This window comes from Faecalicatena faecalis, from assembly GCF_012524165.2.
Lineage (GTDB): Bacteria > Bacillota > Clostridia > Lachnospirales > Lachnospiraceae > Faecalicatena_A > Faecalicatena_A faecalis.
The window spans coordinates 208,640-231,307 of sequence record NZ_JABACJ020000001.1 but is presented as its reverse complement, the minus strand read 5'-3'; the positions used below and the strand labels follow the sequence as shown (position 1 = coordinate 231,307).

At 45.1% G+C, this 22,668-nt stretch carries 23 protein-coding genes and 1 tRNA gene; 4 read left to right on the top strand and 20 right to left on the bottom strand.

Features of this window, described 5'->3' with window-relative positions; all coding sequences use genetic code 11:
* Positions 1 to 30 precede the first annotated feature (30 nt).
* From rplC to HGO97_RS00965, 9 genes are all read right to left on the bottom strand, one after another.
* Complete coding sequence (rplC, locus tag HGO97_RS01005; RefSeq protein ID WP_216238573.1) at positions 31 to 714, bottom strand: 50S ribosomal protein L3; 684 nt, start codon at positions 712 to 714, stop codon at positions 31 to 33.
* Between the two features lie 80 nt (positions 715 to 794).
* Complete coding sequence (rpsJ, locus tag HGO97_RS01000; RefSeq protein ID WP_004607300.1) at positions 795 to 1,112, bottom strand: 30S ribosomal protein S10; 318 nt, start codon at positions 1,110 to 1,112, stop codon at positions 795 to 797.
* Between the two features lie 904 nt (positions 1,113 to 2,016).
* Positions 2,017 to 2,484, bottom strand: coding sequence for a glycine/sarcosine/betaine reductase component B subunit (locus HGO97_RS00995; protein WP_216238572.1), 468 nt, complete (start codon positions 2,482 to 2,484; stop codon positions 2,017 to 2,019).
* Positions 2,485 to 2,515: 31 nt separating this feature from the next.
* Positions 2,516 to 3,283: a proline reductase cluster protein PrdD gene (gene prdD / locus HGO97_RS00990; protein ID WP_216238570.1), complete on the bottom strand. Its 768-nt coding sequence runs from the start codon at positions 3,281 to 3,283 to the stop codon at positions 2,516 to 2,518.
* 130 nt (positions 3,284 to 3,413) lie between these two features.
* Positions 3,414 to 4,139, bottom strand: coding sequence for a D-proline reductase (dithiol) protein PrdB (prdB, locus tag HGO97_RS00985; protein WP_216238568.1), 726 nt, complete (start codon positions 4,137 to 4,139; stop codon positions 3,414 to 3,416).
* Positions 4,136 to 4,435 (bottom strand): CBO2463/CBO2479 domain-containing protein, encoded by a 300-nt coding sequence (locus HGO97_RS00980; protein ID WP_216238565.1) that lies wholly within the window; start codon positions 4,433 to 4,435, stop codon positions 4,136 to 4,138. Before HGO97_RS00980 ends, prdB begins: the two co-directional genes overlap by 4 nt.
* A gap of 1 nt (position 4,436) precedes the next feature.
* Positions 4,437 to 6,284 carry a D-proline reductase (dithiol) proprotein PrdA gene (gene prdA, locus HGO97_RS00975; RefSeq protein WP_216238564.1) on the bottom strand — a complete coding sequence of 616 codons (1,848 nt, stop codon included), beginning with the start codon at positions 6,282 to 6,284 and terminating at the stop codon, positions 4,437 to 4,439.
* A 188-nt stretch (positions 6,285 to 6,472) separates the two neighbouring features.
* A complete protein-coding gene (gene prdC, locus HGO97_RS00970) occupies positions 6,473 to 7,798 on the bottom strand; it encodes a proline reductase-associated electron transfer protein PrdC (RefSeq protein ID WP_216238562.1) in 1,326 nt (441 codons plus the stop codon).
* Between the two features lie 199 nt (positions 7,799 to 7,997).
* Positions 7,998 to 8,095: transfer RNA gene (locus HGO97_RS00965), tRNA-Sec, on the bottom strand.
* A gap of 334 nt (positions 8,096 to 8,429) precedes the next feature.
* Here HGO97_RS00965 and HGO97_RS00960 point away from each other — a divergent pair.
* The 3 genes from HGO97_RS00960 to HGO97_RS00950 all read left to right on the top strand — a co-directional run bounded on the left by HGO97_RS00960 (position 8,430) and on the right by HGO97_RS00950 (position 11,055).
* Positions 8,430 to 9,464 carry a proline racemase family protein gene (locus HGO97_RS00960; protein WP_216238560.1) on the top strand — a complete coding sequence of 345 codons (1,035 nt, stop codon included), beginning with the start codon at positions 8,430 to 8,432 and terminating at the stop codon, positions 9,462 to 9,464.
* A 260-nt stretch (positions 9,465 to 9,724) separates the two neighbouring features.
* Positions 9,725 to 10,312, top strand: a complete 588-nt coding sequence (locus HGO97_RS00955; RefSeq protein WP_216238558.1) for a TetR/AcrR family transcriptional regulator — start codon at positions 9,725 to 9,727, stop codon at positions 10,310 to 10,312.
* Positions 10,313 to 10,383: 71 nt separating this feature from the next.
* Positions 10,384 to 11,055: a hypothetical protein gene (locus HGO97_RS00950; protein ID WP_216238556.1), complete on the top strand. Its 672-nt coding sequence runs from the start codon at positions 10,384 to 10,386 to the stop codon at positions 11,053 to 11,055.
* A 93-nt stretch (positions 11,056 to 11,148) separates the two neighbouring features.
* Here the strand turns inward: HGO97_RS00950 and HGO97_RS00945 are convergent, their stop codons facing one another.
* From HGO97_RS00945 to yedF, 9 genes are all read right to left on the bottom strand, one after another.
* Positions 11,149 to 11,385, bottom strand: coding sequence for a DUF3343 domain-containing protein (locus tag HGO97_RS00945; protein WP_216238554.1), 237 nt, complete (start codon positions 11,383 to 11,385; stop codon positions 11,149 to 11,151).
* Positions 11,386 to 11,391: 6 nt separating this feature from the next.
* Positions 11,392 to 11,595 (bottom strand): sulfurtransferase TusA family protein, encoded by a 204-nt coding sequence (locus tag HGO97_RS00940; RefSeq protein ID WP_216238553.1) that lies wholly within the window; start codon positions 11,593 to 11,595, stop codon positions 11,392 to 11,394.
* Positions 11,596 to 11,749: 154 nt separating this feature from the next.
* Positions 11,750 to 12,844 carry a YedE family putative selenium transporter gene (yedE, locus tag HGO97_RS00935; protein ID WP_216238551.1) on the bottom strand — a complete coding sequence of 365 codons (1,095 nt, stop codon included), beginning with the start codon at positions 12,842 to 12,844 and terminating at the stop codon, positions 11,750 to 11,752.
* Between the two features lie 13 nt (positions 12,845 to 12,857).
* Complete coding sequence (locus HGO97_RS00930; protein WP_216238549.1) at positions 12,858 to 13,994, bottom strand: aminotransferase class V-fold PLP-dependent enzyme; 1,137 nt, start codon at positions 13,992 to 13,994, stop codon at positions 12,858 to 12,860.
* Positions 13,995 to 14,142: 148 nt separating this feature from the next.
* Positions 14,143 to 15,063: a selenium metabolism-associated LysR family transcriptional regulator gene (locus tag HGO97_RS00925; RefSeq protein ID WP_216238547.1), complete on the bottom strand. Its 921-nt coding sequence runs from the start codon at positions 15,061 to 15,063 to the stop codon at positions 14,143 to 14,145.
* Positions 15,060 to 16,976 (bottom strand): selenocysteine-specific translation elongation factor, encoded by a 1,917-nt coding sequence (gene selB, locus HGO97_RS00920; protein ID WP_216238544.1) that lies wholly within the window; start codon positions 16,974 to 16,976, stop codon positions 15,060 to 15,062. Before selB ends, HGO97_RS00925 begins: the two co-directional genes overlap by 4 nt.
* Positions 16,939 to 18,393: an L-seryl-tRNA(Sec) selenium transferase gene (gene selA, locus HGO97_RS00915; RefSeq protein ID WP_216238542.1), complete on the bottom strand. Its 1,455-nt coding sequence runs from the start codon at positions 18,391 to 18,393 to the stop codon at positions 16,939 to 16,941. The genes selB and selA overlap by 38 nt, the downstream gene beginning before the upstream one ends.
* Before the next feature lie 40 nt (positions 18,394 to 18,433).
* Positions 18,434 to 19,480 carry a selenide, water dikinase SelD gene (gene selD, locus HGO97_RS00910; RefSeq protein WP_216238540.1) on the bottom strand — a complete coding sequence of 349 codons (1,047 nt, stop codon included), beginning with the start codon at positions 19,478 to 19,480 and terminating at the stop codon, positions 18,434 to 18,436.
* Between the two features lie 54 nt (positions 19,481 to 19,534).
* Complete coding sequence (gene yedF / locus HGO97_RS00905; RefSeq protein ID WP_216238539.1) at positions 19,535 to 20,146, bottom strand: sulfurtransferase-like selenium metabolism protein YedF; 612 nt, start codon at positions 20,144 to 20,146, stop codon at positions 19,535 to 19,537.
* A 237-nt stretch (positions 20,147 to 20,383) separates the two neighbouring features.
* On the opposite strand from yedF, the gene HGO97_RS00900 reads away from it, so the two are divergent.
* A complete protein-coding gene (locus tag HGO97_RS00900; RefSeq protein WP_216238537.1) occupies positions 20,384 to 21,244 on the top strand; it encodes a class I SAM-dependent methyltransferase in 861 nt (286 codons plus the stop codon).
* Between the two features lie 124 nt (positions 21,245 to 21,368).
* Here the strand turns inward: HGO97_RS00900 and HGO97_RS00895 are convergent, their stop codons facing one another.
* Positions 21,369 to 21,893, bottom strand: coding sequence for a nitroreductase family protein (locus HGO97_RS00895; RefSeq protein WP_216238536.1), 525 nt, complete (start codon positions 21,891 to 21,893; stop codon positions 21,369 to 21,371).
* Between the two features lie 38 nt (positions 21,894 to 21,931).
* Positions 21,932 to 22,660 (bottom strand): NAD-dependent protein deacylase, encoded by a 729-nt coding sequence (locus tag HGO97_RS00890; protein WP_216238535.1) that lies wholly within the window; start codon positions 22,658 to 22,660, stop codon positions 21,932 to 21,934.
* Positions 22,661 to 22,668: the final 8 nt, after the last annotated feature.

Genomic DNA, 22,668 nt, shown 5'->3' with positions numbered 1-22,668 from the left:
GTGTGTTCCTCCTTTCTTACGTCAATCAGACTAATTTGCAGCCTTTACAGTTTCTTTGATTGTTACCAGGCATTTCTTTGGTCCCGGTACTGAGCCTTTTACTAAAAGCAGATTGTTTTCAGCATCAACTCTTACAATTTCAAGATTCTGAACTGTAATCTTCTTGTTACCCATCTGTCCTGGCATCTTCTTGCCCTTGAATACCTTACTTGGATCAGATGCTGCACCGTTAGAACCTGCGTGACGGTGGAACTTAGAACCGTGTGTCATAGGTCCTCTGCTCTGATTGTGACGCTTGATTGCACCCTGGAATCCTTTACCTTTTGAAATTGCAGTAGCATCGATCTTATCGCCTGCTTCAAAGATATCAGCTTTGATTTCCTGAGCCAATGTATATTCCTCTGCGTTGTCAAATTTGAATTCTTTTACATATCTCTTGCCAGAAACACCAGCTTTGTCAAAGTGTCCCTTTTCAGCTCTTGTCACACCATTTCTGTGTGCAATTTCTTTCTTGCCGCTCTTGTCTTTTGTGACAATCTTTTCTTTCTTGTCAACAAATCCGACCTGAACTGCGCTGTAACCGTCATTCTCAACTGTCTTAACCTGTGTTACTACACATGGTCCAGCCTGGAGTACAGTTACCGGAGTCAAAACTCCATCTTCGTTGAAGATCTGAGTCATTCCGACTTTAGTAGCTAAGATAGCTTTCTTCATTATAATTACCTCCTGTGATTTACAGCGGAACGCGTTATGCGCTCATCCTAAATTTTAGGAATACTGTTTTCATTTTGTTCTTACTTGTTTTTCATTTTGATATCAATGTAAACACCTGCCGGCATCTCCAGTCTGGATAATGCGTCCACAGTCTTCTGTGTTGGTGTAATGATATCGATGAGTCTCTTATGAGTTCTCTGCTCGAACTGCTCTCTGGAGTCTTTGTACTTGTGTACAGCTCTCAGGATTGTTACTACTTCCTTCTTAGTCGGAAGTGGTACTGGTCCACTCACTTGTGATCCGTTCTTTTTTACAGTTTCGATGATTTTCTTTGCAGATGCATCAACCAACTGGTGATCATATGCCTTCAATGTGATTCTCATTACTTGACTTGCCATAAAAAAAGTCGCCTCCTTTTCGTACTTTTGTTTGAGTACGACAAGCGGTGACTGTACACTCTCCCGTGTGTGTCGTGAGAAACTCACACGTTGTTTCATACCTCTTATCTTTGATAATCAGTAATCAGTTGTGATTCGTACAGTGACTTGTCGTCAGTTTCCTAACTTGACATTCGCTCCACGGAAAACCTGCTATTGTGCTCTTTGCACTTAGCAGCAACCTCACGCTTCATCGCTATCATGCCACAGCTTTTTTAGTATAGCGGATTCGCCCGCATATTTCAAGTGGTTTTTCGGAATTATTGTATTTTTTTTCGTACAATCTCATCTTTTAGAAATAATGCACATTTTCTTCTCCGCCAAAACATATTTATATAGAAGAAACTACTTCAAAATATCCATTTCTATTCTCGTACCACCGTTGGAAGTATAGCTTATTTCCCTTATAAATTGCAAGGTATTCTTTCTAATCTTAATGAATTTGTGAAAACCTTATAAAAAAAATAAAATTAGAATTTCTTTCCTTGACATCACCGTGGTAAAGTGATATAGTGAAAGCAACTTAAAGGGCAGTAACCAATAACGGTTTCCCAATATTTCGGAAGGCGTTTTTTTCTTATAATATACGAATGATTGAACATCTCCTTTAAGTTTTGACCATTTTATTTATGGTTGCTATTGCAGTTATACCACTGCCGATTGTTTCCCCCAAGAACAGTCTTGCTTTGGTAAACTCCAATTAATATATACATCCTCATTGTAGGACATTCCCCAGATTTGTATATAATACAAACTGCAAGGCAACGAGGAAAAACCTCTCAATGACATACCAAAAGCGAAAAGCACGACTGCGGTCGTGCTTTTCGCTTTATCCTCTCTTTATCCGAAACAGCTTTCTCATAAATCACTTCGCCTGTCTCATTTTGAGTTTCAACATTGCTGTCACTTTCCTGGCATCCAACTCTGTTACATTATTTTCACCTACAACGCAGGTCTCTATCCCTTCCTCACTCTTATTCATATCCTTAATCCCGGAAAGGTATCTATTTTCTACCACAAATCCACCATTCACGCCGCTGAATTTCAGACCTGTGACCGGAATCCCACGGATTCCAAGTTGTTCACAGGTATTCGCATAATCCACATCACTGTTCCCCCAGCCATCAGAAGATATAATCACACCGTCCGCGCGCATACATTCCGCCATCACTGCCGCGCGAGTACCAACAAGTATTTTATCCTCATTATCATCCGGGGTACCGACCACGATGACTCCCAGAAGATCCAGATCTTCGTCTGCCGAAACCACATCCAGCAAAGGATCACGAAAATGATGCAGCGTAGTTTCCTTCGTTGATGGTCCAATTCCCATAACTTTTCCTCCCTTTACGCATCTAGTCCTGCTACTGCATAGAACGAATCATGCCATCCCGATATTCATTGGGTGTAAGCACAATCGGCATATTCCCCATATCTATAATAGAATGTCCACCTTCCACCCCGGATGGTTCTTTCGGAAAAAGCCATGTGTCATACATCGCGCCCTGGCCTGCGACCTGCTTGATAATTACAACTTTTTTCTTCCCCTGGCGTGCAACATCATGATATTCATGCCGTTCTGTACAAAGCTCACCCTTCATCTTCTTTAGCTGTTCTCTGAATAATTGAAGAAATTTATCGCACGCCCGATGAGCTGCCATTGGTCCAGGTCGTTCCTGTCCCATCCCCGCCTTAAGAGTCACATCAAATGAAATAATATAATCCTCTTCCGACGGTGTTCCCGCTCTGTTCAAAAATAATTTTTCTTTCAGGTTCCCTTCTGAGGACCCAAATTCATGAGTCTGTTTCCCTTCTGTATCTACACCGGTAAGAACCAAATAGACGCCCGTTAGCGTATGGGTAATCCCTTCCCCAAGCTTTCCCAGCACCTTTGTCGAGATTGGAATGATATCCATAATCGTATTCGTCCACCGATCATGTTCTCCCGGTGGAATAATATTGACAGCAATATCTTCAATCAGCGGCTCTTCCTTCAATATTTCAGGAATGCACGAACGATTGACAGTCATAAGGCCATCAGCAGTCACCTTATTCTCCCCGCCTTCCACTACCCGGTTCATATGAAAAGCCTTAATAACTAGCCGGCGCAGGTCTTTCACTTCTTGTTCCACGAACTAACACCTTCTTTTCTTCAAAGGGGTCAGGCCCCTTCGCTCTCCGTTTTTCGAGTTTTGTGACAAAAAAGGGACAATCCCACCGGAACGTCCCTTTTTGCGTCTGTATACTACACTTGTCTGTATATTAGACTTTAGCTACATATTCGAATGGCAGCGGAACAATCTTGCCCGGTGTCTCAATCTTGATGAGCTGTTCAAGTGTTGCTTTTACAATATTCGTCTGCATTTCTACATCATTCGGCGCACCTGCGTTGGCACCCATCGGTACTAACGGAGCTACGGCACGAGGTGTACCGGTCTGACGAACGACCGGAGGAAGAGCTGCAATAATAATTGTAGGAATTCCAGCTTCTTCAATTGCTCTCTGCACCAAAACTGCAGAGCGGTGGCAGGTGCCTCAGCCAGCGGTCAGGATGACTGCATCTACATCTTCATCTTTGAACATCTGTGCAATTGCAGGTCCTGTCTCGTTTTTGAATTTCTCCTGGTTTCCGCCGCCACCCATGAATCCAGCATGTACCGGTGCGCAGGATCTGATAAATCCTTCTGCAGCCAGTTCGTGAATTCTATCGATCGGGAACATACAGTTGATGTCTTTATTAACATCACCGTTATCATATCCACCATGGGATACCATCAGTTCACTTGATGGTGTGTCGTTCGTTATCTTTCTCCATGTAGAGTCTCCGGCCAGATTAAATCTTTCCTGACTCTTGCAGTGTACCCCGGCTGCTGTCGCAAGGGCGATGGACATGTCCTTTAATTCTTTCTTTACAGGTGTCCATACTGCCGGAGGAGTAATCGGAACGTAAATTTCTGACTGTAAACCTTTTGTGGTTGTCAAGCTCATTCTTCTACCTCCTTAGTTTTCGCGTTCGCTTTACGCATTTCTTCCTGACGTCTGTTATATGTGTCCAGATTGCTTACGTACTTATCATTGGCTTCCGGGCCGAGCTGCTCTACGAAACTCGTGTTCCAGGCAACTTCCTGTCCCACCACCAGGGGATAATCAGTGATCAGCATACGCATCGGTATCTTCAGATATCCTAGTCTGCCTTTCAGATCGATCCCAACGCATCCGTCGTGGATCTCTACGATGACCCCTTCCATACGAATAATCTTATCACCATACTTTAATTCTTTCATCTTAGTCGTATTTCTCTTTTCTCTTCTGGCTCATCGGCAGAGACTGCTCGTTCTTCACCAGTTCAATCGGCTTACCTGTTACGTTGGAAATCAATTCTACGTTTGTAGCCTTGACATTTGGATTCCACTTTCTCTCGGCAGTCTTAACTTCTTCTCCAGCCATTGCATTCTTTAACATTCCAAGTGCTCTGATTGCATCCTCATGGCACAGAGTGTTGCATGCAAGAACTTCGTTCTCGATACCTGACTCAGATTTATTATTATCAACCATATTGGTCATGTATTTGTTACCAACGACCAGAGCCCCCTGAACTGCACAGAAAGACATACCAACTACTGGGATTCCGCGCATTCCGATCTGCTCGTGATGACTTGCAAAATCAATATGGTTGTTGCCGAAGCCTTCTGTAGTAATAAATGCACCATCTGCATCCATCATTTCTACCATCATACCAACACGTTTAGAAACATAGAATTTCTCTGCGTTGATCTGTGGGCTTCCAACGAAGATGATACCGCACAGGTCCACTTCTGTGTCATGAAGTGCTTCAAGAACAAGCGGCTCTCTCCAGTAATGTCTGGACATCTCCTTTGATGCAGGTCCGATACAGGTCAGTGCATGGATACATCCATCCAGAACCTCTAACGGAGATACACAAACAGGTACATTGCCAAGGTCAACATTCGGCTTTGCCCCAAGTACGCCGACCGGCTCTACCGGAAGAATCAGGTTATCATGCATAGCTCCCTGTCCCATGATCTCTTTTACAATGACTACTTTCTTCTTACCTGGTCTTCTGACCTGGTTGAATGTTTCTGTATCAACAACCAGTGAGTCGTCCTCCAATGCCTTTAACGCCTCTCTGATTTCCTGTGTAATGTGATCTGTAGCTGTGTGTGCCGCAAGAGGACCTGGTCTCTCCATGTTGGTTCCCTCTTTGATCGTCACCTGAGTCTTAATAAAGATCTCACCCTTGTCAGGTGCACCAGGACGGTTCCACATGATATTCTCATCCAGATATCCTTCTGAAGAACCGAATTCCCCAATCTGCACTCCATTGGCATCTGTTCCTGTAACCATCATGATTACGCCGTCCAGTACTCTTGTAGTACCGCTTCCGACTTCGCTTTCACCCTCTTTGCAGGCGATTGGCTGTACGTCCATGATTGTCTCAGAATATGTGTGATAATCTTCTGGTGTGATGATATCAATCTTCAGGTCATATACTAATTCCTGAGATTCTACACACTCTTTTTCAATTCCTTCACGGATATATAATGTAGTTCCTTCGATCTTAGTCTCTGGTCCACGTTTTACTTCCGTGATCTTATAATGCTTTCTTGTAAGGCTTCTGACAATCTTCTCTTCCTCAGCTACTGCCTGAACAGCTTCTGCTGCCTGTACTGCAGGTGCCGGAATCGGTGCTGGTGCAGCTCCTCCTGCAACGCCTAACGGAAGCTCGATATCAATGTCTTTACCTTCCCCAATATGAATCTTGAGTACTCCGCCCGGTGTAGATACCGGTGCAGCTGGTGCAGCCGGAGCAACAGCTTCCGGTACTTCTTCCTCAACTGCTTCTTCTGCAGCTTCCTCAACAACCTTAGCCCCTTCTACAACATCTGCTGTCAAAGGACACAGAGAATCACAGGTCTTTGTAAGCTTTGCGCCTAATACCTGTTCAATTGTCAACGCACCCTCCAGGTCCAGGAGTCCAGAATCTACCAAATCATCAAAAATGGCAGGATCTTCCAGATTGGATGCCTGAATTGTAATGCCTTCTTCGGCCCTGCAGCAGAGCACCGCAGGATCTTTCGCATGTTCTTTCGCTGTTTCAGCTGTAATTGACATACTTTATTCCTCCTTTTATCTTATATCCCAAGGACATACCAATTTTCACGCCCTTTAGGCAGCCGCACAATAGCTGATACGGCTGTATATGGAAACAGTGCTTTCGCCGATTCCATATAGTTACTTAGTTCATCCTTCCCAGAACAAATATAATCCAGGAAAATCTATTTTCCAACAGGAAACCAGATCTACTTGCCCAAAGGCAGCTGGTCTACCTGTTTAGAAACGGTTAATCTTCTATATAATGGATGGTTGATCGTTCTCATCACATGATCTGTCTGATGGAACACTTTCAGCTTCATCTTAGGAGCTGAACCCATGACCGTATTGGAACAATCTGAACAGTTACCGATGATAATGTACTCAGCGCCATCCTTCTTGAACTGCAGACACTTCTGTGCCTGTCCAGGACAATTTCCCGGGTTCTCGCATTTCAATGTGCCATTCTTCATCTCAAGTGCCTGTTTACATCTGGCTACGGATACAACCTCTCCATGCATTTTTCCACAAATATCTCGCATCCTTTCCTCGCTTCCTCCGCAGGCACATACCAGAAGGCCTACCGGAGCGCCATGCAGGTCTGGAAGATCTATCGTAACGATGATTCCACCTGTTGTCTTAGTAACAGGGTCCTCCATAGTCGTCGCTTTTCCTGTAAATGGACCGCCCATGATAATCTCGCCATACACGCCGTCGATCCCGCCAGACATCTCGATCATATCTTTCACGCTTGTCCCTACCGGAACATCCATGTATACATGAGCCTCATTACCACCATTCAGTTTACCGATCACGGTCATATTCTTACTATAGCATGGCTTCTTAAGTTCAATTGCTTCTGCTACACGCAGTACAGTCTCTACATTAATAACGATAGAATCTGCTGCTGACGGAAGCTGGGTCGGGTCTAACAGCTTGCCCAGTGCTTCTCTTACTACCGCGCGTTCCTCTCCCATCGGATAAATGTCTGGAAGGAGATGAATTGAGATATTCTCTTCTTCACGGATTGCTTCACGAATCGTCTCTACAGCCTTCTTATTCTTCGCTTTAATTGCAAAAATAGCTTTGGCTGCATTTGAAATCTCCATGCAGTACTTCACACCTTTGAGGGTCATCTCCATGTTCTCCTCGATCTGGCGGATGTTGTGGTAAAGTCCTGGTTCACATTCAGCTGCATTCACCAGAATGTATCCACCCTTTAGATCTGTACCAAGCTTCACGCCTGTTGGGAAACCTGCGCCTCCCATTCCAACGACGCCTGCCTCTTTCACCATCTCCAGAGGTGTACCTTCATGAATTGGTACAAATTCTTCCTTCTGCTCCTCATCAGGGGCAATCACGATACGATCCTCAAGAACGGACTCAACACTTCCATAAACACTGGAAAAAATGTTCGCGCCTAATCCCTTTGGAACAGCAATCAGCGTACCCTTCTCTACCCTGTCTCCGGCTTTTACGACCGGATCACAAGGAGCACCTACATGCTGTCTTAGCAAAAACTGTAAATTCTCCATGACCTACTTCTCCTTTTAGGTTATATATTATTTATCTTATCTATACTTCATGATGCATCTTCTTGCATCTCCAGCATCCAGTCAGCAAAGCCGCTGGACCTATAGATACCTTCTATCAAACAAAAGGCAGCATACGGTGATTTGTATTATGCTGCTTAATATAGTAAGTTTGTGAAATTATTCCCACAAATCTGTTTTTTGGCGGAGGCATGTGGGAATCGAACCCACCCAGGACGCTACAAACGCCCAACACTGGTTTTGAAGACCAGGAGGCACACCAGTTACCCTTCTACCCCCATATTCAGTTTTTCTAGGTTTTACAGGCTTTTTCTATAAGCAGCACTGTAATTGTGAAAAATAAATTTTTGGAATTACACATTCAATTCGTTAATTTATTTTCTCCCTTACCTGTTTTTTATATTACCAAATAATCGTTGACTTTTCAAGGGTTTTCGTACATAATATTAAATATAAACTGAACTTCATACTAGAACGCGGTCTATTTGTGGTTTTTTTATCAATTTTACCCGTTGTGCGTAACTGGATCCCTTCTATATAATAGGGATTTTCCAATTCATTATTGGATCACTCATAGACAAGTTCTATAAACTACCAATTAGGAGGAAGGATTATGAACTACAATCCAAAAATCAATCTGGATGCATTCGAAGCAGCATTCAAAGCAATCGACACTCATACTGTCGGAGAGTTTACCCGTATCATTATGTCAGGTTTCCCGGAATTAAAGGGAGATTCCATGATGGAGCGCAAGCAGTACCTTGCTAAAAATTATGACAAGTATCGTCAAGCCCTGATGTTCGAGCCGCGCGGGCACCACGATATGTTCGGCGCACTGGTCACAGAGCCGGTGAACCCAGAAGCAGACTTCGGAGTTATTTTCATGGATACAGGTGAATACCTGAACATGTGCGGACACGGTACAATCGGAACGACAACAGCCCTGATCGAAGCAGGACTGGTTCCAGCCGTTGAACCATATACAGAAGTAGTATTGGATGCTCCGGCTGGTCTTATTCGTGTAAAAGCAGAAGTAAAGAACGGTAAAGTTCTCAACGTGACCCTTACAAATGTACCTGCTTTCCTTTATAAGGAGAATTTAACTACCGTCGTTGATGGAAAAGAAATCAAATATGACATCGCTTTCGGCGGCAGCTTCTTCGCACTCGTTGATATTGAACAGCTCGGATGGACCGTAGATGAGAACTCTATTCCCAAATTAACAGATTTTGGTATGAAGGTCGTAAAACAGGTAAATGAGGAAGTAGAAATCAAACATCCTGAATTGGATATCACAACCGTTGACTTAGCAGAGCTCTACTGTCACACACAGACAGATGGATGCAATTACCGCAATGTTGTAATTTTTGGAGACCATATGGCTGACCGTTCTCCATGTGGAACCGGAACAAGTGCAAAGCTGGCAACTCTTTATGCACGTGATGAAATCAAGATCGGAGAACCATTTGTATATGAAAGCTTCATCGGTTCTCAGTTCAAAGGCGTTATCAAAGAGGAAGCACAGGTCGGTGAATTTAAAGCAGTGATTCCACAGATTACAGGCAGTGCCTATATCACAGGAGAGTCTACTTACGTAATCGACCCAGATGATCCTCTGAAATATGGCTTCAAGGTATCAAGAGGTTAATTTAGAAACTACGTAGTTTCTAAGAAAATATCTTTTCTATCAGATATTATTTCTATAAATTATATTTTTAACCAGATTATATCACTTTCTAAAGAAATCGGTGTCGGACTTTAAGTCCACACCGATTTCACTTTTTTACTGTACGAATCGGGACTGTAAATGTTCAATAAGGTGTACTTATGGGACTACTAATGTCCCATAAGATATGATATACTATACAACGAAACCGAAATAAGCAATATGAAGGAAGTGAGGGTATTATGCCACGAAAGAAACAGACAACCAAGAGCAAGATTGTAAAGGCTGCCTGGAACTTATTTTATAAAAATGGGTACGACAATACAACTGTAGAAGATATCATTAAACTGTCAAAGACATCAAAAGGAACCTTTTACCACTATTTTAAAGGAAAAGATGCCCTTCTTACTACATTATCAGATCTGTTTGACCAGCAGTACGAAGAAATCAATAATACATTGGACCAATCGCTCTCAGCCAGGGAAAAGCTCCTTCTTCTGAACCATGAGCTGTTTTATATGATTGAAACAAGCATCGATATCAATCTGCTTGCTTCGTTGTATTCCTCACAGCTCATAACAAAAGATAACCGTTCCCTGCTGGACGATGACCGCTATTATTTTCAGTTGATCACAGAGATCATAGAGAATGGAATCCGCTCCAACGAATTCAAGAACACTTCCTCTGTGGAGGAGCTGGTTAAGATCTATACAATGTATGAAAGAGCTCTTTTATATGACTGGGCGCTCTGTGAAGGAAAATATTCACTGTCCGTATACAGTGACAGACTTCTGCCGCATGTACTGGATAACTTTGAACAGGGACTCTGATGTTGCTGTCAAACATTGTATTTTTCGACAAAAACTGATATGATTAAGAAAAACAAATGGAGGTACTACCTGTGTTAGAAGAACCAATCATTACAAACGAAGAAACCAATTGTCCGTTAGCAGAAGATACCGCAGCAGATACTACGCCTGCTGCTACTCAGGCTAATACAGATGCCTCTAATATCGTATCCTTTACCAGCGAAGCACCTGTAAAACCTGCAGCAGTTCCTGTAGTCGAAGCTGCTGCACCAGAGCCGTCTCCCGTGACTCCGCCTGTCTCATCCATTCAAACACCTAAGCCAGAACCCAAGACATCAGAACCTGTCAGGCCGCAGACCGAGAAGATCGTAAAGGACTCCTTCCAGAGCACTGCTTCTCAGATAAAGGCTGAAACGGATGATATCTTTGCAGAGGAAGATGCACCGGATAAGAAGAGGTTCCATTTTAAAAAAGAAGATAAGGAATTCTTCCGGGACAAGTGGATCCTTTCCCGTATCAGTGATGAGAATCTGATGGATTACTTAAAACTGGAGCAGAGACGTACGGAATTACAGCAGGAAGCAAAGGATATTAAAGAGAAACGGATTCTCAAAGCCTTTGAGATCACGGTCGGACTTGCTGCCGGTGTAGCCGTTGTATATCTGCTTAAGGATAATCCGTCCATTCTGGTCAATATCCTTTACATAGCAGGAATCTTAGGTGCACTCTGGGTATATAAGAATCCAAAAGATAAGAAGAAGTAATTAAAAAATGGAGGAAGTGCAAAGTGAGTGTGCACTTCCTCCGTTTTTCTTTCTGATCATAACAGCATGTCCGTCTGATTTAAATCTCCTGTCTTACACCAGACATTCCTGCATGGCTTCTGCCTCAATACCTGCATTCTCCATTGCTTTGCTGACTACCTCACGTTCCTCCAAATCAGAACACCAGGACAGCCCACATCCGGCGGATAAAGACCTCGGCACCGGTATAAGCCTCCCCGGAACCTGTTTTCCCTTACAAGCCTTCTCCATTGCCATTGCATCTGCTGTTGTATGAAATGTTACTACTAATTTTAACTCTTTTTTTCTCATCTTACCTTATTCAATGATGACAGCGAATCCATCCTCAATCTCGGAAGATGTTGTCTTCTTGCCATGATCCTTGGCATACTTCTCTACATTCATCTTCTGGTGCGGCTCTGTAACAAGTACTTTGACCGCTTCATTCGCACCTTTTAACGCTGCTGCAGTCAGCATCAGCGGTTCCGGACAGGAAAGACCTCTTGCATCTACTTCCTTCATATTATTTTACCTTCTTTCATAGAATACTACTTTATATTCAATACTTCAACTCATTTTTTATGAGAGGGTCTTCATAGGGGTCTGACCCTTTTACAAAAGGGTGTCCAAACAGGCAGTACCTTCATGGACTCCCCCTATGAAATAGTATGGACGGCTAAGCTTTTTCGCGCTTATTTGTGAATGCGATCAGGAAACATACCGCAATACAGATGATTACTGCTACTTTTCCGTTGAGCGGTACTGCACCCGCAACAATTTCCTGAGTCTCTGCGTTCATAGCAGTTCCGCTTGCTGCAAGGCCAAAGTTATGACATGCTGCTGCACCTGCGAACATTCCCAGTACGGTCACTGCAGAATCAGAAGATCCCTGGCCTGCCAGAATCAGTTGTCTTAACGGACATCCGCCTGCCAGGACTGCTGCAAAACCTACTGCATACATTCCCAAAATATTCCATAAATGCTCAGAATGTGCAATAATTCCAGGAGTATTGAATCCAAGAACGAATTTTCCTGTCGCAATATTGAAAATCAGCATTACAACAAATAATCCGCCGATTACAGTCAATAAATCGAAATTCTTCATCAGCATCACGTCACGGATACCTCCTGCGAAGCACATTCTGGACTTCTGTGCAACTGCACCGAAGATCAGGCCGCCGATCAAGGACATGATAATTGGTGCATGAAGACTTCCCGGTCCGGCTTCACTTGCTTTCAGCAGAGTCGTTGCCGTAGAAAGCACCAATACGCCCAGCATCAATGCAGGCAGTACCACGCCGCTCGTCTTATTGGTAATATGTGCTCTTCCAAGACTGAAACCATTCTTTAAAGCAAATACACCTGTTCCTACTCCGAGGATAAATCCAATCAGAGCCACCCATGCATTCAGGTCACCGGCTGACATTCTGATGACCATACGCAGAGGACATCCAAGGAATACCAGTGAACCGATCATGATGACCATTCCGAGGATGAAACGGATCATAGGTGATGAGCCTGCTGTCGAACGATACTCCTTTGTTGCTGCTGAAATAATAAAGGCACCTAATACAAGCCCGATAATCTCAGGTCTTGCGTACTGAACTACTTCTGCCTGATGCATTCCCAGTGCTCCTGCCGTATCACGGATAAAGCAGGCAATACAAAATGCCATGTTCGCAGGGTTTCCGAAATATGCAAGACACGCTGCAACAAGTCCGCATATCACGCCCGCGATTGCTAATTTTTTCTTTGAATCTGATAAATTCATGTTTGTTTCCCTCCTAGTCTGCTGCTAATTCTCTCACTGCCTTAATTGCAAACTCTACCTCTTCTTCTGTATTGAAATGTGAGAAGCTGAACCTTACAGCGCCCTGCGCCTCTGTCCCCAATGACTTGTGCATCAGCGGTGCGCAGTGTGCTCCTGGTCTGGTGGAAATCCCATAATTCATGAATAATTCATCGCTCACCTCGGAAGAGTCGTAATCTCCAATGTTAAACGTCACGATCGCACATCTTTTCTCAGCCTCAAAGTCTCCATATACCGTAACTCCGTCGATCTGGGTGATTCCCTTGTAAAACTGACGCATCAGGGAAGCTTCTTTTTCCCGGATCGTATCAATGCCTGTCCTCTCCAGATATTGAAGAGCTGCATTGAGCCCGGCAATTCCATGTCCATTCAGAGTCCCAGCCTCCAACGCTGTCGGCATTTCCTCCGGGTGATGCGGATTATATGTATCGACTCCGCTGCCGCCGCTCAGCAGAGGGCGTACCTTAACCCCCTCTTTGACATACAGCCCGCCGGTCCCTTGAGGTCCGAGCAGTCCTTTATGCCCGGTAAAACACAGGATGTCTATCTGCATCTGCTGAACATCGATTGGAAAAACTCCTGCTGTCTGGGATGCATCCACAACAAATAACAGCCCATGCGCCTTTGCAATCTCCCCTACTCTGACAAGATCGATCATATTCCCCGTCAGATTAGAACCATGGGTACAGATAATGGCACGTGTATTCTCCTGAATGGCCTTCTCCATCTCCTCATAGGAAATATTCCCTTTACAATCGCATGGCAGAATCGTCAGTTCCATACCTTTTTCCCGACACTCGAATAAGGGGCGAAGTACGGAATTATGTTCCAGAACAGTCGTGACCACGTGGTCTCCCGGATTCAGGATTCCTTTGATCGCTATATTCAGACTTTCCGTAGAATTTGCCGTAAATGCAATCTGCTTTGGGTTTTCAGCATGAAAAAGGCGGCTCAGTCTCTCTCTGGTATCAAAGATCACTCTGGATGCACTTAACGAAGCTTCTGTTGCACCTCTTCCTGCATTTCCAAGTGAATTCATCGCCTGAACCACTGCTTCTGCCACTTCCTTTGGTTTTTGCATTGTTGTTGCCGCATTATCCATGTAAATCATAGCTTTTTCCTCCCATTTCCATACATATCCAGTATACCCTCACATTTCCTGTGAGTCTAATCGAAAACTTGCATAAATAAGGATTGTTATAGATGTTATCTATAACAATCCTCCTCTTTTTCCATATAAAATATTTCCAGCATTTCTCTTATTCATGAGGATATACTTTATCCACAACACGCAGGAATTTTTCTGACAATGAAGACAACTGAAAGTTCTTATTGTATACTACGTTAATGTCTCGTTTGCCTTCCTCCCCTGCAAGAGAGAAACTTAGTATCTTTCCCTCCTTAATTTCATCTGCCGCAGCCAGACGAGAGATAATAGAAATCCCCACGCCGCGGCTCACGGAACGCTTGATGGTCTCCTGATTCTCCATGCTGGCCACTAGTTTTAGCTCGTCCACATGAATCCCCATCTTTTTTAAAAGCTTCTCTGCCTCTTTTCTGGTCCCGGATCCCTCCTCACGCAGGATGAGGGGTTCATTCTTAATCCATACCTTCTCTACCTCAGGCTCATCACCGCCCTGTTCCTTCAAAACCCTGAATTTCTCCGAATTGGGCGTGATCACGACCAGCTCATCCTGATAGAAAGGAATATACTGACAATATTTCTTTTCCAGGACCGTACCTGTGAATCCAATGTCCACATTTCCATTCACGACCTGTTCTACTACTTTAGCACTGTCTGTCTCCATGATCTTGAACTGCTCGCGCGGATACTTTTCACGGAAGCATGCCAAAATCTGCGGAAGCAGATACTGAGACGGCACACTGGATGCCGCAATATGAATGCAGTGACTGCCTTCTTTACGGGTCTGGTCAAATGCTGTCTCAATCTTTCTTTGAAGGACGATCATCTGCTTTGCATATCCGTAAAGAGTCTGTCCATCCTCCGATAGATGGACCTCTTTGGTATTACGTACGAACAGGCGCACCCCCAGTTCCTTCTCCAGTGATGAAATGTGGGCACTGACTGTAGGCTGTGTTAAGAAAAGTGCCTTTGCCGCCTTCGAAAAACTGCCATCCTCCGAGACTGCCACGAACGCCTCTAACTGTTTCAGATTCATAGATTCGATACCCTCTCACTTTCTCCGCCTGTCTTCCGGGTAATTTTAATGCTGTCCATATATTCCAGGATTGGCTTTGCGCTCTTTCTGCTCGTCTTAAACATGTCCCGAATCTCAGCAATCGTGATTTTACCGTCTGCCTTTAGCTTTTCTATAATCTTCTCTTTTGCCTCTTCCATGTAGGCCCCCAGAGTGTACATTCCATCTGTCACTTTTACGATTTCACCACTGTCAGCGAGCAAAAGGATGATGTCCTCGACAGACTGGGCAGGTGCATCAACGAAGCTGATCTCCGCAAGCCTGACGAAATCAAATTTAGCCGGTTTGATGGCGCTTAAAAGCTTCCTTCTCACCTTTTCATAAACCTCATCCTTGACGATTTCATACCCCTGTGGAGCTAAGAACTCCTCATGCCGGGAAATGATACCTTCCCTCTCCAGAAATTCGATATATTGATCGAAAACATTTGGTTTTACACGCTTCATAAAGGTACTGTGTACCTCTGCCTTTGGCATCCCATAGCGATATGGATATTTTTTTACATACTGTGACAGAGCCGCTGTAATCTTCTCCCTATAGACACGTTCATCTGCTGTATGCCAGATATACGTATCTTTTTTCAACGGAAAGACACAGACAATTCCCTGTGATGCCAGATTCCCGACCGCTTCTTCTATCTCCTCTTTGGTCAGAGCAGTCAGCTTGGCGAGCTCAGAAACCGCGGCCATCGTCTCAGCATAGTCCTTCGCGTGGAGCTCAATGACATCCTCGGCCGTTCCTGACTCTTTCTGCTTTAGACTTTCCAGTACTTCTTTTGAAAAACGTTTCTTCTTCACGGCATTTGGCTCCAGAATCACACCGCCTCCAATAGTCTCCATGGGTGAATAGAAACGGACAACGAAACGATCCCCACGCCGAAATGCTACGTCTTCCTCCATTCGAAGCTGCACATATCCGCTGTCACCAGGCCCCAGCTCCTCATCACCTAACAAGACAGCACGGCAGAGAACTTCACTCGTTCCACTGAAAAAATGAAGCCTTGCATTGTTCGTCAGGAAACGCATGGTAGAATCCAGCATATCCAGTTTAACATCCATGAGCCTGGAATCTGTCATACTTCCCGGAGGTGCAAGGACACAACCTCTTTTCAGCTCCCTCTTCTTCATATTCGAAATATTGATTGCTACACGCTGTCCGGCATAGCACCGCTCCACATCCTGTCCGTGAACCTGGATATTACGAATCTTACATTCCTGTCCGTTGGGGAACATTTCCAAAGTATCTTCCTTGGAAATCGTTCCGCTTACCAATGTACCGGTCACAATGGTCCCGAATCCTGACAAAGAAAAAACTCTGTCCACCGGAAGTCTTGGAATTGTATGGGTATCCTTTTCTTCCACCTCTTCCTCAGTCAGGCGTTCAATCAGATCAATCAGCTCTGGTATTCCCTGTCCTGTCGCTGCCGACACCTTCGCTACAGGCGCATGCTCGAGGAAGGTGCCCTCCAGCTCCTCCTTAATCTCTTCCTCCACCAGCTCCAGCCATTCTTCATCTACAAGATCGCATTTATTCAGTACGAGAATACTCTTCTGTACTCCCAACATTTCCAGGATATCCATATGTTCTCTCGTCTGCGGCATGATTCCCTCATCCGCAGCAACGACCAACAGAACAAGATCCATCCCTACGACTCCGGCAACCATATTATTAATGAACTTTTCATGGCCGGGCACATCGATAATCCCTGCGCGGTTCCCGTTCTTTAAATCAAAATAGGTGAAACCAAGGTCGATCGTAATTCCTCTGCGCTGCTCTTCCTCCCAGCGGTCCGTATTGCGCCCGGTCAGAGCCTTGATCAGCGTTGTCTTACCATGATCAATATGGCCTGCTGTTCCGATAATAATATGCTTCATATCCATTTCCTTTCTCTTCCAGAACATCCAGCTCCTTTAAGATTTTTGCTAAGTAATTCATAAACTGCGGATCATAGGTCCGCATATCCAGCAATATTTTATCATTGACCGTCCGTCCGATGACTGGGACCGGGAGATGACGCAGCCGCGTCTCCAGTTCAGATGTCGTAATCTCAGTCGGCTTGATTGTCACTGCGGTGCTTGGAAGGCGCTCAAGCGGCAGGGAACCTCCGCCAATCTGGGATTCGCAGTGCTCGATCTCGATCTCCGCTTTCAAATCTGCTCTTTTCAGCATGCGGCGGAACTTCTTTGCATCCAGTTCGACTTCTTCTGCTTTCCTCGTAATCATCCGAAGTGCCGGAATGTTCTGAATCGCCTTTTCTTCTGATAAATATTCCCGCAGCACCACTTCCAGCGCCGATGCTGTGAACTTGTCAATACGTAACGCACGGGTGAGCTGATTCTTCTTCATCAGGTCGATATACTTCTTCTTACCGACAATGATACCTGCCTGCGGCCCGCCCAGCAGCTTGTCTCCACTAAAACATACGACATCGGCACCATTTTTGATGGAATCCTGCACCGTCGGCTCATAAGTCAGGCCGTATTTGCTCAGGTCGATCAGCACACCGCTCCCTAAGTCCTCAATGACAGGGATATCGTACTTTTCCTTTAAAGATACCAGCTCTGCAATTGGAACCGTCTCCATGAAGCCCACGATTCGGTAATTGCTGGTGTGTACCTTCATGAACACCTTTGTATCCTCAGTAACTGCCTCTTCATAGTCAGAGATATGGGTCTTATTGGTCGTCCCTACTTCTCTTAAGAGGGCACCGCTCTGCTCCATCACGTCCGGGATGCGGAACTTTCCGCCAACCTCGACCAGTTCCCCTCTGGAAACGACAGCCTCTCCGCCTTTTGCCATAGAACTTAGGATCAACATCACGGCTGCGGCATTGTTGTTCACCGCCATGGCGGCCTCGGCACCCGTTATCTTGCATAATACTTCCTCAAAGTGGGAGTAACGCTCCCCTCTTCTGCCTGCTTCCAAGTCATATTCCAGATTGGAATAGCCACTGGCAATATAAGTAATATGCTCCAGATGCTTTCTCCCAAGAGGTGCACGCCCCAGATTCGTATGCAGGATTGTACCTGTCCCGTTAATGACGCGGGTCACATTCGGTCTGTACATATCCGCAAGCGTAAGCTCCACCCGGTCAAGTAGAGTATCAATCTGTTCTTCTGCTTTCTTTTCATCCTCACAGGAGGCGATATAGCCCCTCAGCTTTTCCTGCTCCGTACGGACAGCCTCCAGAACGCTGTCGTAGCTGTAGGTTTCTATCATTTCTTTTATCAAGTCGTTTTCCATCAGAACATCCACTTTAGGAATTCTGCGGAATAAGAGGTTCTTATTCATAACCGTCTCCTTTTCCCCCAAAAAGTTTATCTGCTGCCTGTTAACGAAGAAGGATATACTTCTCCTGCTTCTCCAGGACACGTCCTATAACGGACACCTTTGTATCAAGCTGCTTTTCTTTCAGACATGCTAGCATGTCATCACAATATTCCTTCGGTACACTCAATAAGAGCCCACCGGAAGTCTGCGGATCATATAAAAGATCCAGATAAAATTCTTCTACCTCTCCTGCATCGACCATATGGCCGCTGTGTTCACGGTTCTTATAAGCGCCTGCCGGCACAAGTCCCATCCTGGCATAATCCGCTGCTTCCTTGAGATATGCCACATCCTGTACCTGGATCTCCAGAGTCACTTCACTGGCTTCTGCCATCTCTGCGCAATGCCCCAGCAGTCCGAATCCGGTAATATCTGTACATGCATTCACAGGGAATGTCTCGACTGCCTGCTTCGCCTTCTTATTCAGGGACGCCATGACCGTGATTGCCTCCTTTGAGGCCTCCTTTGACGCCATCTCGGCCTTTACTGCCGTATTCACGATTCCAGTACCGATCTGCTTTGTTAGAATCAGCACATCCCCTGGCTTACAGCCATAATTCTTAAAAATCTTATCAGGATGTACGAACCCGGATACGCACAATCCATACTTCGGTTCATCATCTTGAACAGAATGCCCGCCTACCAGGACAGCACCTGCTTCTTTCACCTTATCCGCACCGCCTTTTAAAATCTCTCCCAAAATCTCCGGGTCCAGACAGTTCGGAAAACCTACAATATTCAAAGCAATCTTTGGTTCCCCCCCCATGGCATACACATCGCTCAAGGAGTTGGCTGCCGCAATCTGTCCAAATGTATACGGATCATCCACGATCGGTGTGAAAAAATCTACCGTCTGGATCATTGCGATATCATCTGTTACCTTATAGATGGCGGCATCATCGGATGTCTCAATCCCCACAATGAGATTCTCATCCTCAAATTTTGGCAGCTTGCCCAGTACCTGGGCAAGGGTCTCAGGACCTATCTTCGCTGCTCATCCGGCCGTCTTCGCCATCTGGGTAAGGCGTACATCTTTCCCTTTTATCATAACCAGTCTTCTCCTTCTTAATCTGAATTGTTCTTCTCTAATTTCTATATCTTCTTATGGACGTATGATCTTTCCTGCCTGATCCATCGTTTCCACAATACTATACATATTCGTCACTGATCCGACCTGCAGCTTTTCCTTCAATCCATAGTAATCCAGACAAGTCCCGCATGTCATGATCTCAACACCCTGTGCCTCCATGGTCTTTAGGTCTTCAAGCGAATCTGAGCCTTCACATGTCAGCTTAGCGCCGCCATTATAGAAAAGGATTGCCTTCGGCAGTTCATCGAGCTGTGACACTGCAAAGAGAAAGCCTTTGATCAGTACAGCACCGAGTGCGTCATTACCTTCCCCCATACGGTCTGAAGCGATGACGACCACCGTATCACTCCTTCGATCGGGATGACATACCACTTCCTCTTCCTTTACTTCTGTTCTCGGCATTACACGGTCTGTTCTAATGATCACTTTAAATTCCCTCTCACTGATTTTTTCTGAGGTCACATCTCCTCCTGTACTGGATGCCATCTTCGTTACATTCTGTACGGCGATCTCATTGTCCACTAATACCTCCACAACTTCTGGTCCCTGAAGTTCCTGAAGAGCTTTCTTTGCCTTGATGACTGGAATCGGGCAGGCATCTCCCATTGCATTTACTGTGATCATGTTACAATCTCCCTTCTTTTTACACTTATAGACATATTCTATCACTACCTTGCCGTCAGGTAAACCTCTTTTCTATAAAATTCCGTAATGATTCATCCGAATGGGAAATCAAGCCCAAAGGGCTGAATCAGGAAAAGTATGTTGAAAAATGTGGATATTTATGAGATGATATGTGTAGTTTTCCGCCTTCTGTTCGTTTCAGACAGGCAGTTTTCTCAAGAAAGGATTAGAAAAATTATGTGGATAGCTGATAACTGGAAAGATTATGAAGTCATAGATTGTTCGAACGGTGAAAAATTGGAGCGCTGGGGAGACTATCTCCTGATTCGCCCCGACCCGCAAGTCATCTGGGATACTCCTAAGACACATCGGGGATGGAAGAATCCCAACGGACACTACCACCGCAGCAAAAAAGGCGGCGGAGAATGGGAATTTTTTGACCTCCCTCATCAATGGCAGATTCACTACGGCAGCCTCACCTTTAACTTAAAGCCGTTCAACTTCAAACATACCGGGCTTTTCCCGGAGCAGGCCGTGAACTGGGACTGGTTCTCCAAGAAGATTCGAGACGCTGGACGTCCTGTCAAGGTGCTTAACCTGTTCGCCTATACAGGCGGCGCTACTTTAGCAGCAGCGGCTGCGGGTGCACAGGTGACCCATGTGGATGCTTCCAAGGGGATGGTCAACTGGGCAAAGGAGAATGCTGCATCATCCGGGCTGAAAGATGCTCCGATCCGCTGGCTGGTGGATGACTGTGTAAAGTTTGTGGAGCGGGAGATTCGCAGAGGCAATACCTATGATGCCATCATCATGGACCCGCCTTCTTATGGAAGAGGACCGAAAGGAGAAATCTGGAAGATTGAGGATATGATTCATCCTCTGATCAAGCTTTGTACGCAGATTCTTTCCAAAGATGCAATTTTCTTTCTCATCAATTCCTATACAACAGGATTAGCCCCGGCAGTTCTGACGTATATGATTTCTACCGAATTAAAGGATTGGAAGGGAAGTGTAGATTCTCAGGAGATTGGACTTCCGGTAAGCTCAAACGGACTGGTGCTCCCATGCGGCGCTTCCGGGCGGTGGGCAAGAGATTAAACATGTGCGAAGTGCGCATCCCCAGGAGTTTTTATTGTTATAATAAAAAAGGACGCTGCTCTGTATGTGTAGTATCATCATAGATACTCTCACTGACAGGGCATACGTCCTTTTTATTTTATTCTTAAAAATGCTCTCTGTGTATTTTCCCCGTCGGCAGCTCTTCGAGACGATGCGGCGTTAATTCTTCTGCTGGCATCCCCAATGACAGAATTGCCTCAAGCTTATAATTTTCAGGGAAACGTAAAAGTGAACGGAGATATTCTTCAGTAGACTGCCCATTCTCTGCTTCCCTTAACCGCCCTTGTATCCAGCAGCTCCCCACACCCAGGGAGGATGCCATCAAATGCATATTGGCAAGAGCAATGGAGCAATCCTCTGTCCATACATCCGTCACCTCAGGGTCTGCTGTCACCACGATGGCACAGGCCGCTCCTTCCAGCATCTTCGCTCCTGCAGCCCTGGCTTTTGACATTTTCTCCAAAGTCTCCTTCTCCTCTACTACGATAAAATCCCATGGACGCCTGTTTCGGCTGGACGCTGACAGCATTCCCGCCTGAAGAATCTTCAAAAGCTTCTCCTCTCCAATAGACTCCTTCGTATACTTTCTAATACTGCGCCGGTTCTTCATAACCTCCAGTAAATCCATCTTTTTTCCTCCTTCTCTGTCAAAACAAATATTCTTAATTATCTTACCTGAATCTGTCCCAGTATCTCACCGATCGGGGCAGAGATATTGAGCTCTGCTCTGACAGCTTTTGCTGTCTGCGATTTATTGATGACAACCAGATGTCTTCCTCTGAAATAATCAATAAATCCTGCCGCCGGGTATACGACCAGGGATGTGCCTCCGATAATCAGCGTATCCGCTTCTGTAATTGCCTTGACGGCACCCTGAATCGTCTGAGCATCCAGACCTTCCTCATACAGGACCACATCCGGCTTAATAATGCCGCCACATTCACAGCGCGGGATTCCTTTTGATTCCTTCACATACTTCGCGTCATAGAATCTGCCGCACTCCATACAATAATTACGATGGATGCTCCCATGAAGCTCATATACCTTCTGACTTCCTGCTGCCTGATGCAGTCCATCAATATTCTGTGTAATGACTGCTTTGAGCTTTCCAGCCTGTTCCAGCTCGGCCAGCTTTTGATGGGCCGGGTTGGACTTTGCATCCAATATCATCATCTTTTCTCTATAAAAGTCGTAAAAGGCTTCTGTATACAGCATGAAAAAACTGTGACTGACGACCTGTTCCGGCGAATACTTGTATGCCTGATGATAGATGCCGTCCGCACTTCTGAAATCCGGGATATTACTCTCTGTTGAAACTCCGGCACCGCCAAAGAAAACAATCTTGTTGCTTTCATCTATGATTTTCTGCAGCTGGTCAACTTCCTTTTCATACATCCTGCTAC

Bases quoted from the DNA above. Each gene is read 5' to 3' on its own strand.
- rplC (WP_216238573.1), bottom strand. From the start codon at position 714: ATGAAGAAAGCTATCTTAGCTACTAAAGTCGGAATGACTCAGATCTTC.
- HGO97_RS00900 (WP_216238537.1), top strand. From the start codon at position 20,384: ATGTGGATAGCTGATAACTGGAAAGATTATGAAGTCATAGATTGTTCG.
- HGO97_RS00960 (WP_216238560.1), top strand. From the start codon at position 8,430: ATGAACTACAATCCAAAAATCAATCTGGATGCATTCGAAGCAGCATTC.
- yedE (WP_216238551.1), bottom strand. From the start codon at position 12,844: ATGAATTTATCAGATTCAAAGAAAAAATTAGCAATCGCGGGCGTGATA.
- selA (WP_216238542.1), bottom strand. From the start codon at position 18,393: ATGAATAAGAACCTCTTATTCCGCAGAATTCCTAAAGTGGATGTTCTG.
- HGO97_RS00955 (WP_216238558.1), top strand. From the start codon at position 9,725: ATGCCACGAAAGAAACAGACAACCAAGAGCAAGATTGTAAAGGCTGCC.
- HGO97_RS00895 (WP_216238536.1), bottom strand. From the start codon at position 21,893: ATGGATTTACTGGAGGTTATGAAGAACCGGCGCAGTATTAGAAAGTAT.
- rpsJ (WP_004607300.1), bottom strand. From the start codon at position 1,112: ATGGCAAGTCAAGTAATGAGAATCACATTGAAGGCATATGATCACCAG.
- HGO97_RS00980 (WP_216238565.1), bottom strand. From the start codon at position 4,435: ATGAAAGAATTAAAGTATGGTGATAAGATTATTCGTATGGAAGGGGTC.
- HGO97_RS00945 (WP_216238554.1), bottom strand. From the start codon at position 11,385: ATGAGAAAAAAAGAGTTAAAATTAGTAGTAACATTTCATACAACAGCA.
- HGO97_RS00925 (WP_216238547.1), bottom strand. From the start codon at position 15,063: ATGAATCTGAAACAGTTAGAGGCGTTCGTGGCAGTCTCGGAGGATGGC.
- HGO97_RS00930 (WP_216238549.1), bottom strand. From the start codon at position 13,994: ATGATTTACATGGATAATGCGGCAACAACAATGCAAAAACCAAAGGAA.
- HGO97_RS00940 (WP_216238553.1), bottom strand. From the start codon at position 11,595: ATGAAGGAAGTAGATGCAAGAGGTCTTTCCTGTCCGGAACCGCTGATG.
- yedF (WP_216238539.1), bottom strand. From the start codon at position 20,146: ATGATCACAGTAAATGCAATGGGAGATGCCTGCCCGATTCCAGTCATC.
- prdA (WP_216238564.1), bottom strand. From the start codon at position 6,284: ATGTCAATTACAGCTGAAACAGCGAAAGAACATGCGAAAGATCCTGCG.
- prdC (WP_216238562.1), bottom strand. From the start codon at position 7,798: ATGGAGAATTTACAGTTTTTGCTAAGACAGCATGTAGGTGCTCCTTGT.
- HGO97_RS00890 (WP_216238535.1), bottom strand. From the start codon at position 22,660: ATGTATGAAAAGGAAGTTGACCAGCTGCAGAAAATCATAGATGAAAGC.
- selB (WP_216238544.1), bottom strand. From the start codon at position 16,976: ATGAAGCATATTATTATCGGAACAGCAGGCCATATTGATCATGGTAAG.
- HGO97_RS00995 (WP_216238572.1), bottom strand. From the start codon at position 2,484: ATGGGAATTGGACCATCAACGAAGGAAACTACGCTGCATCATTTTCGT.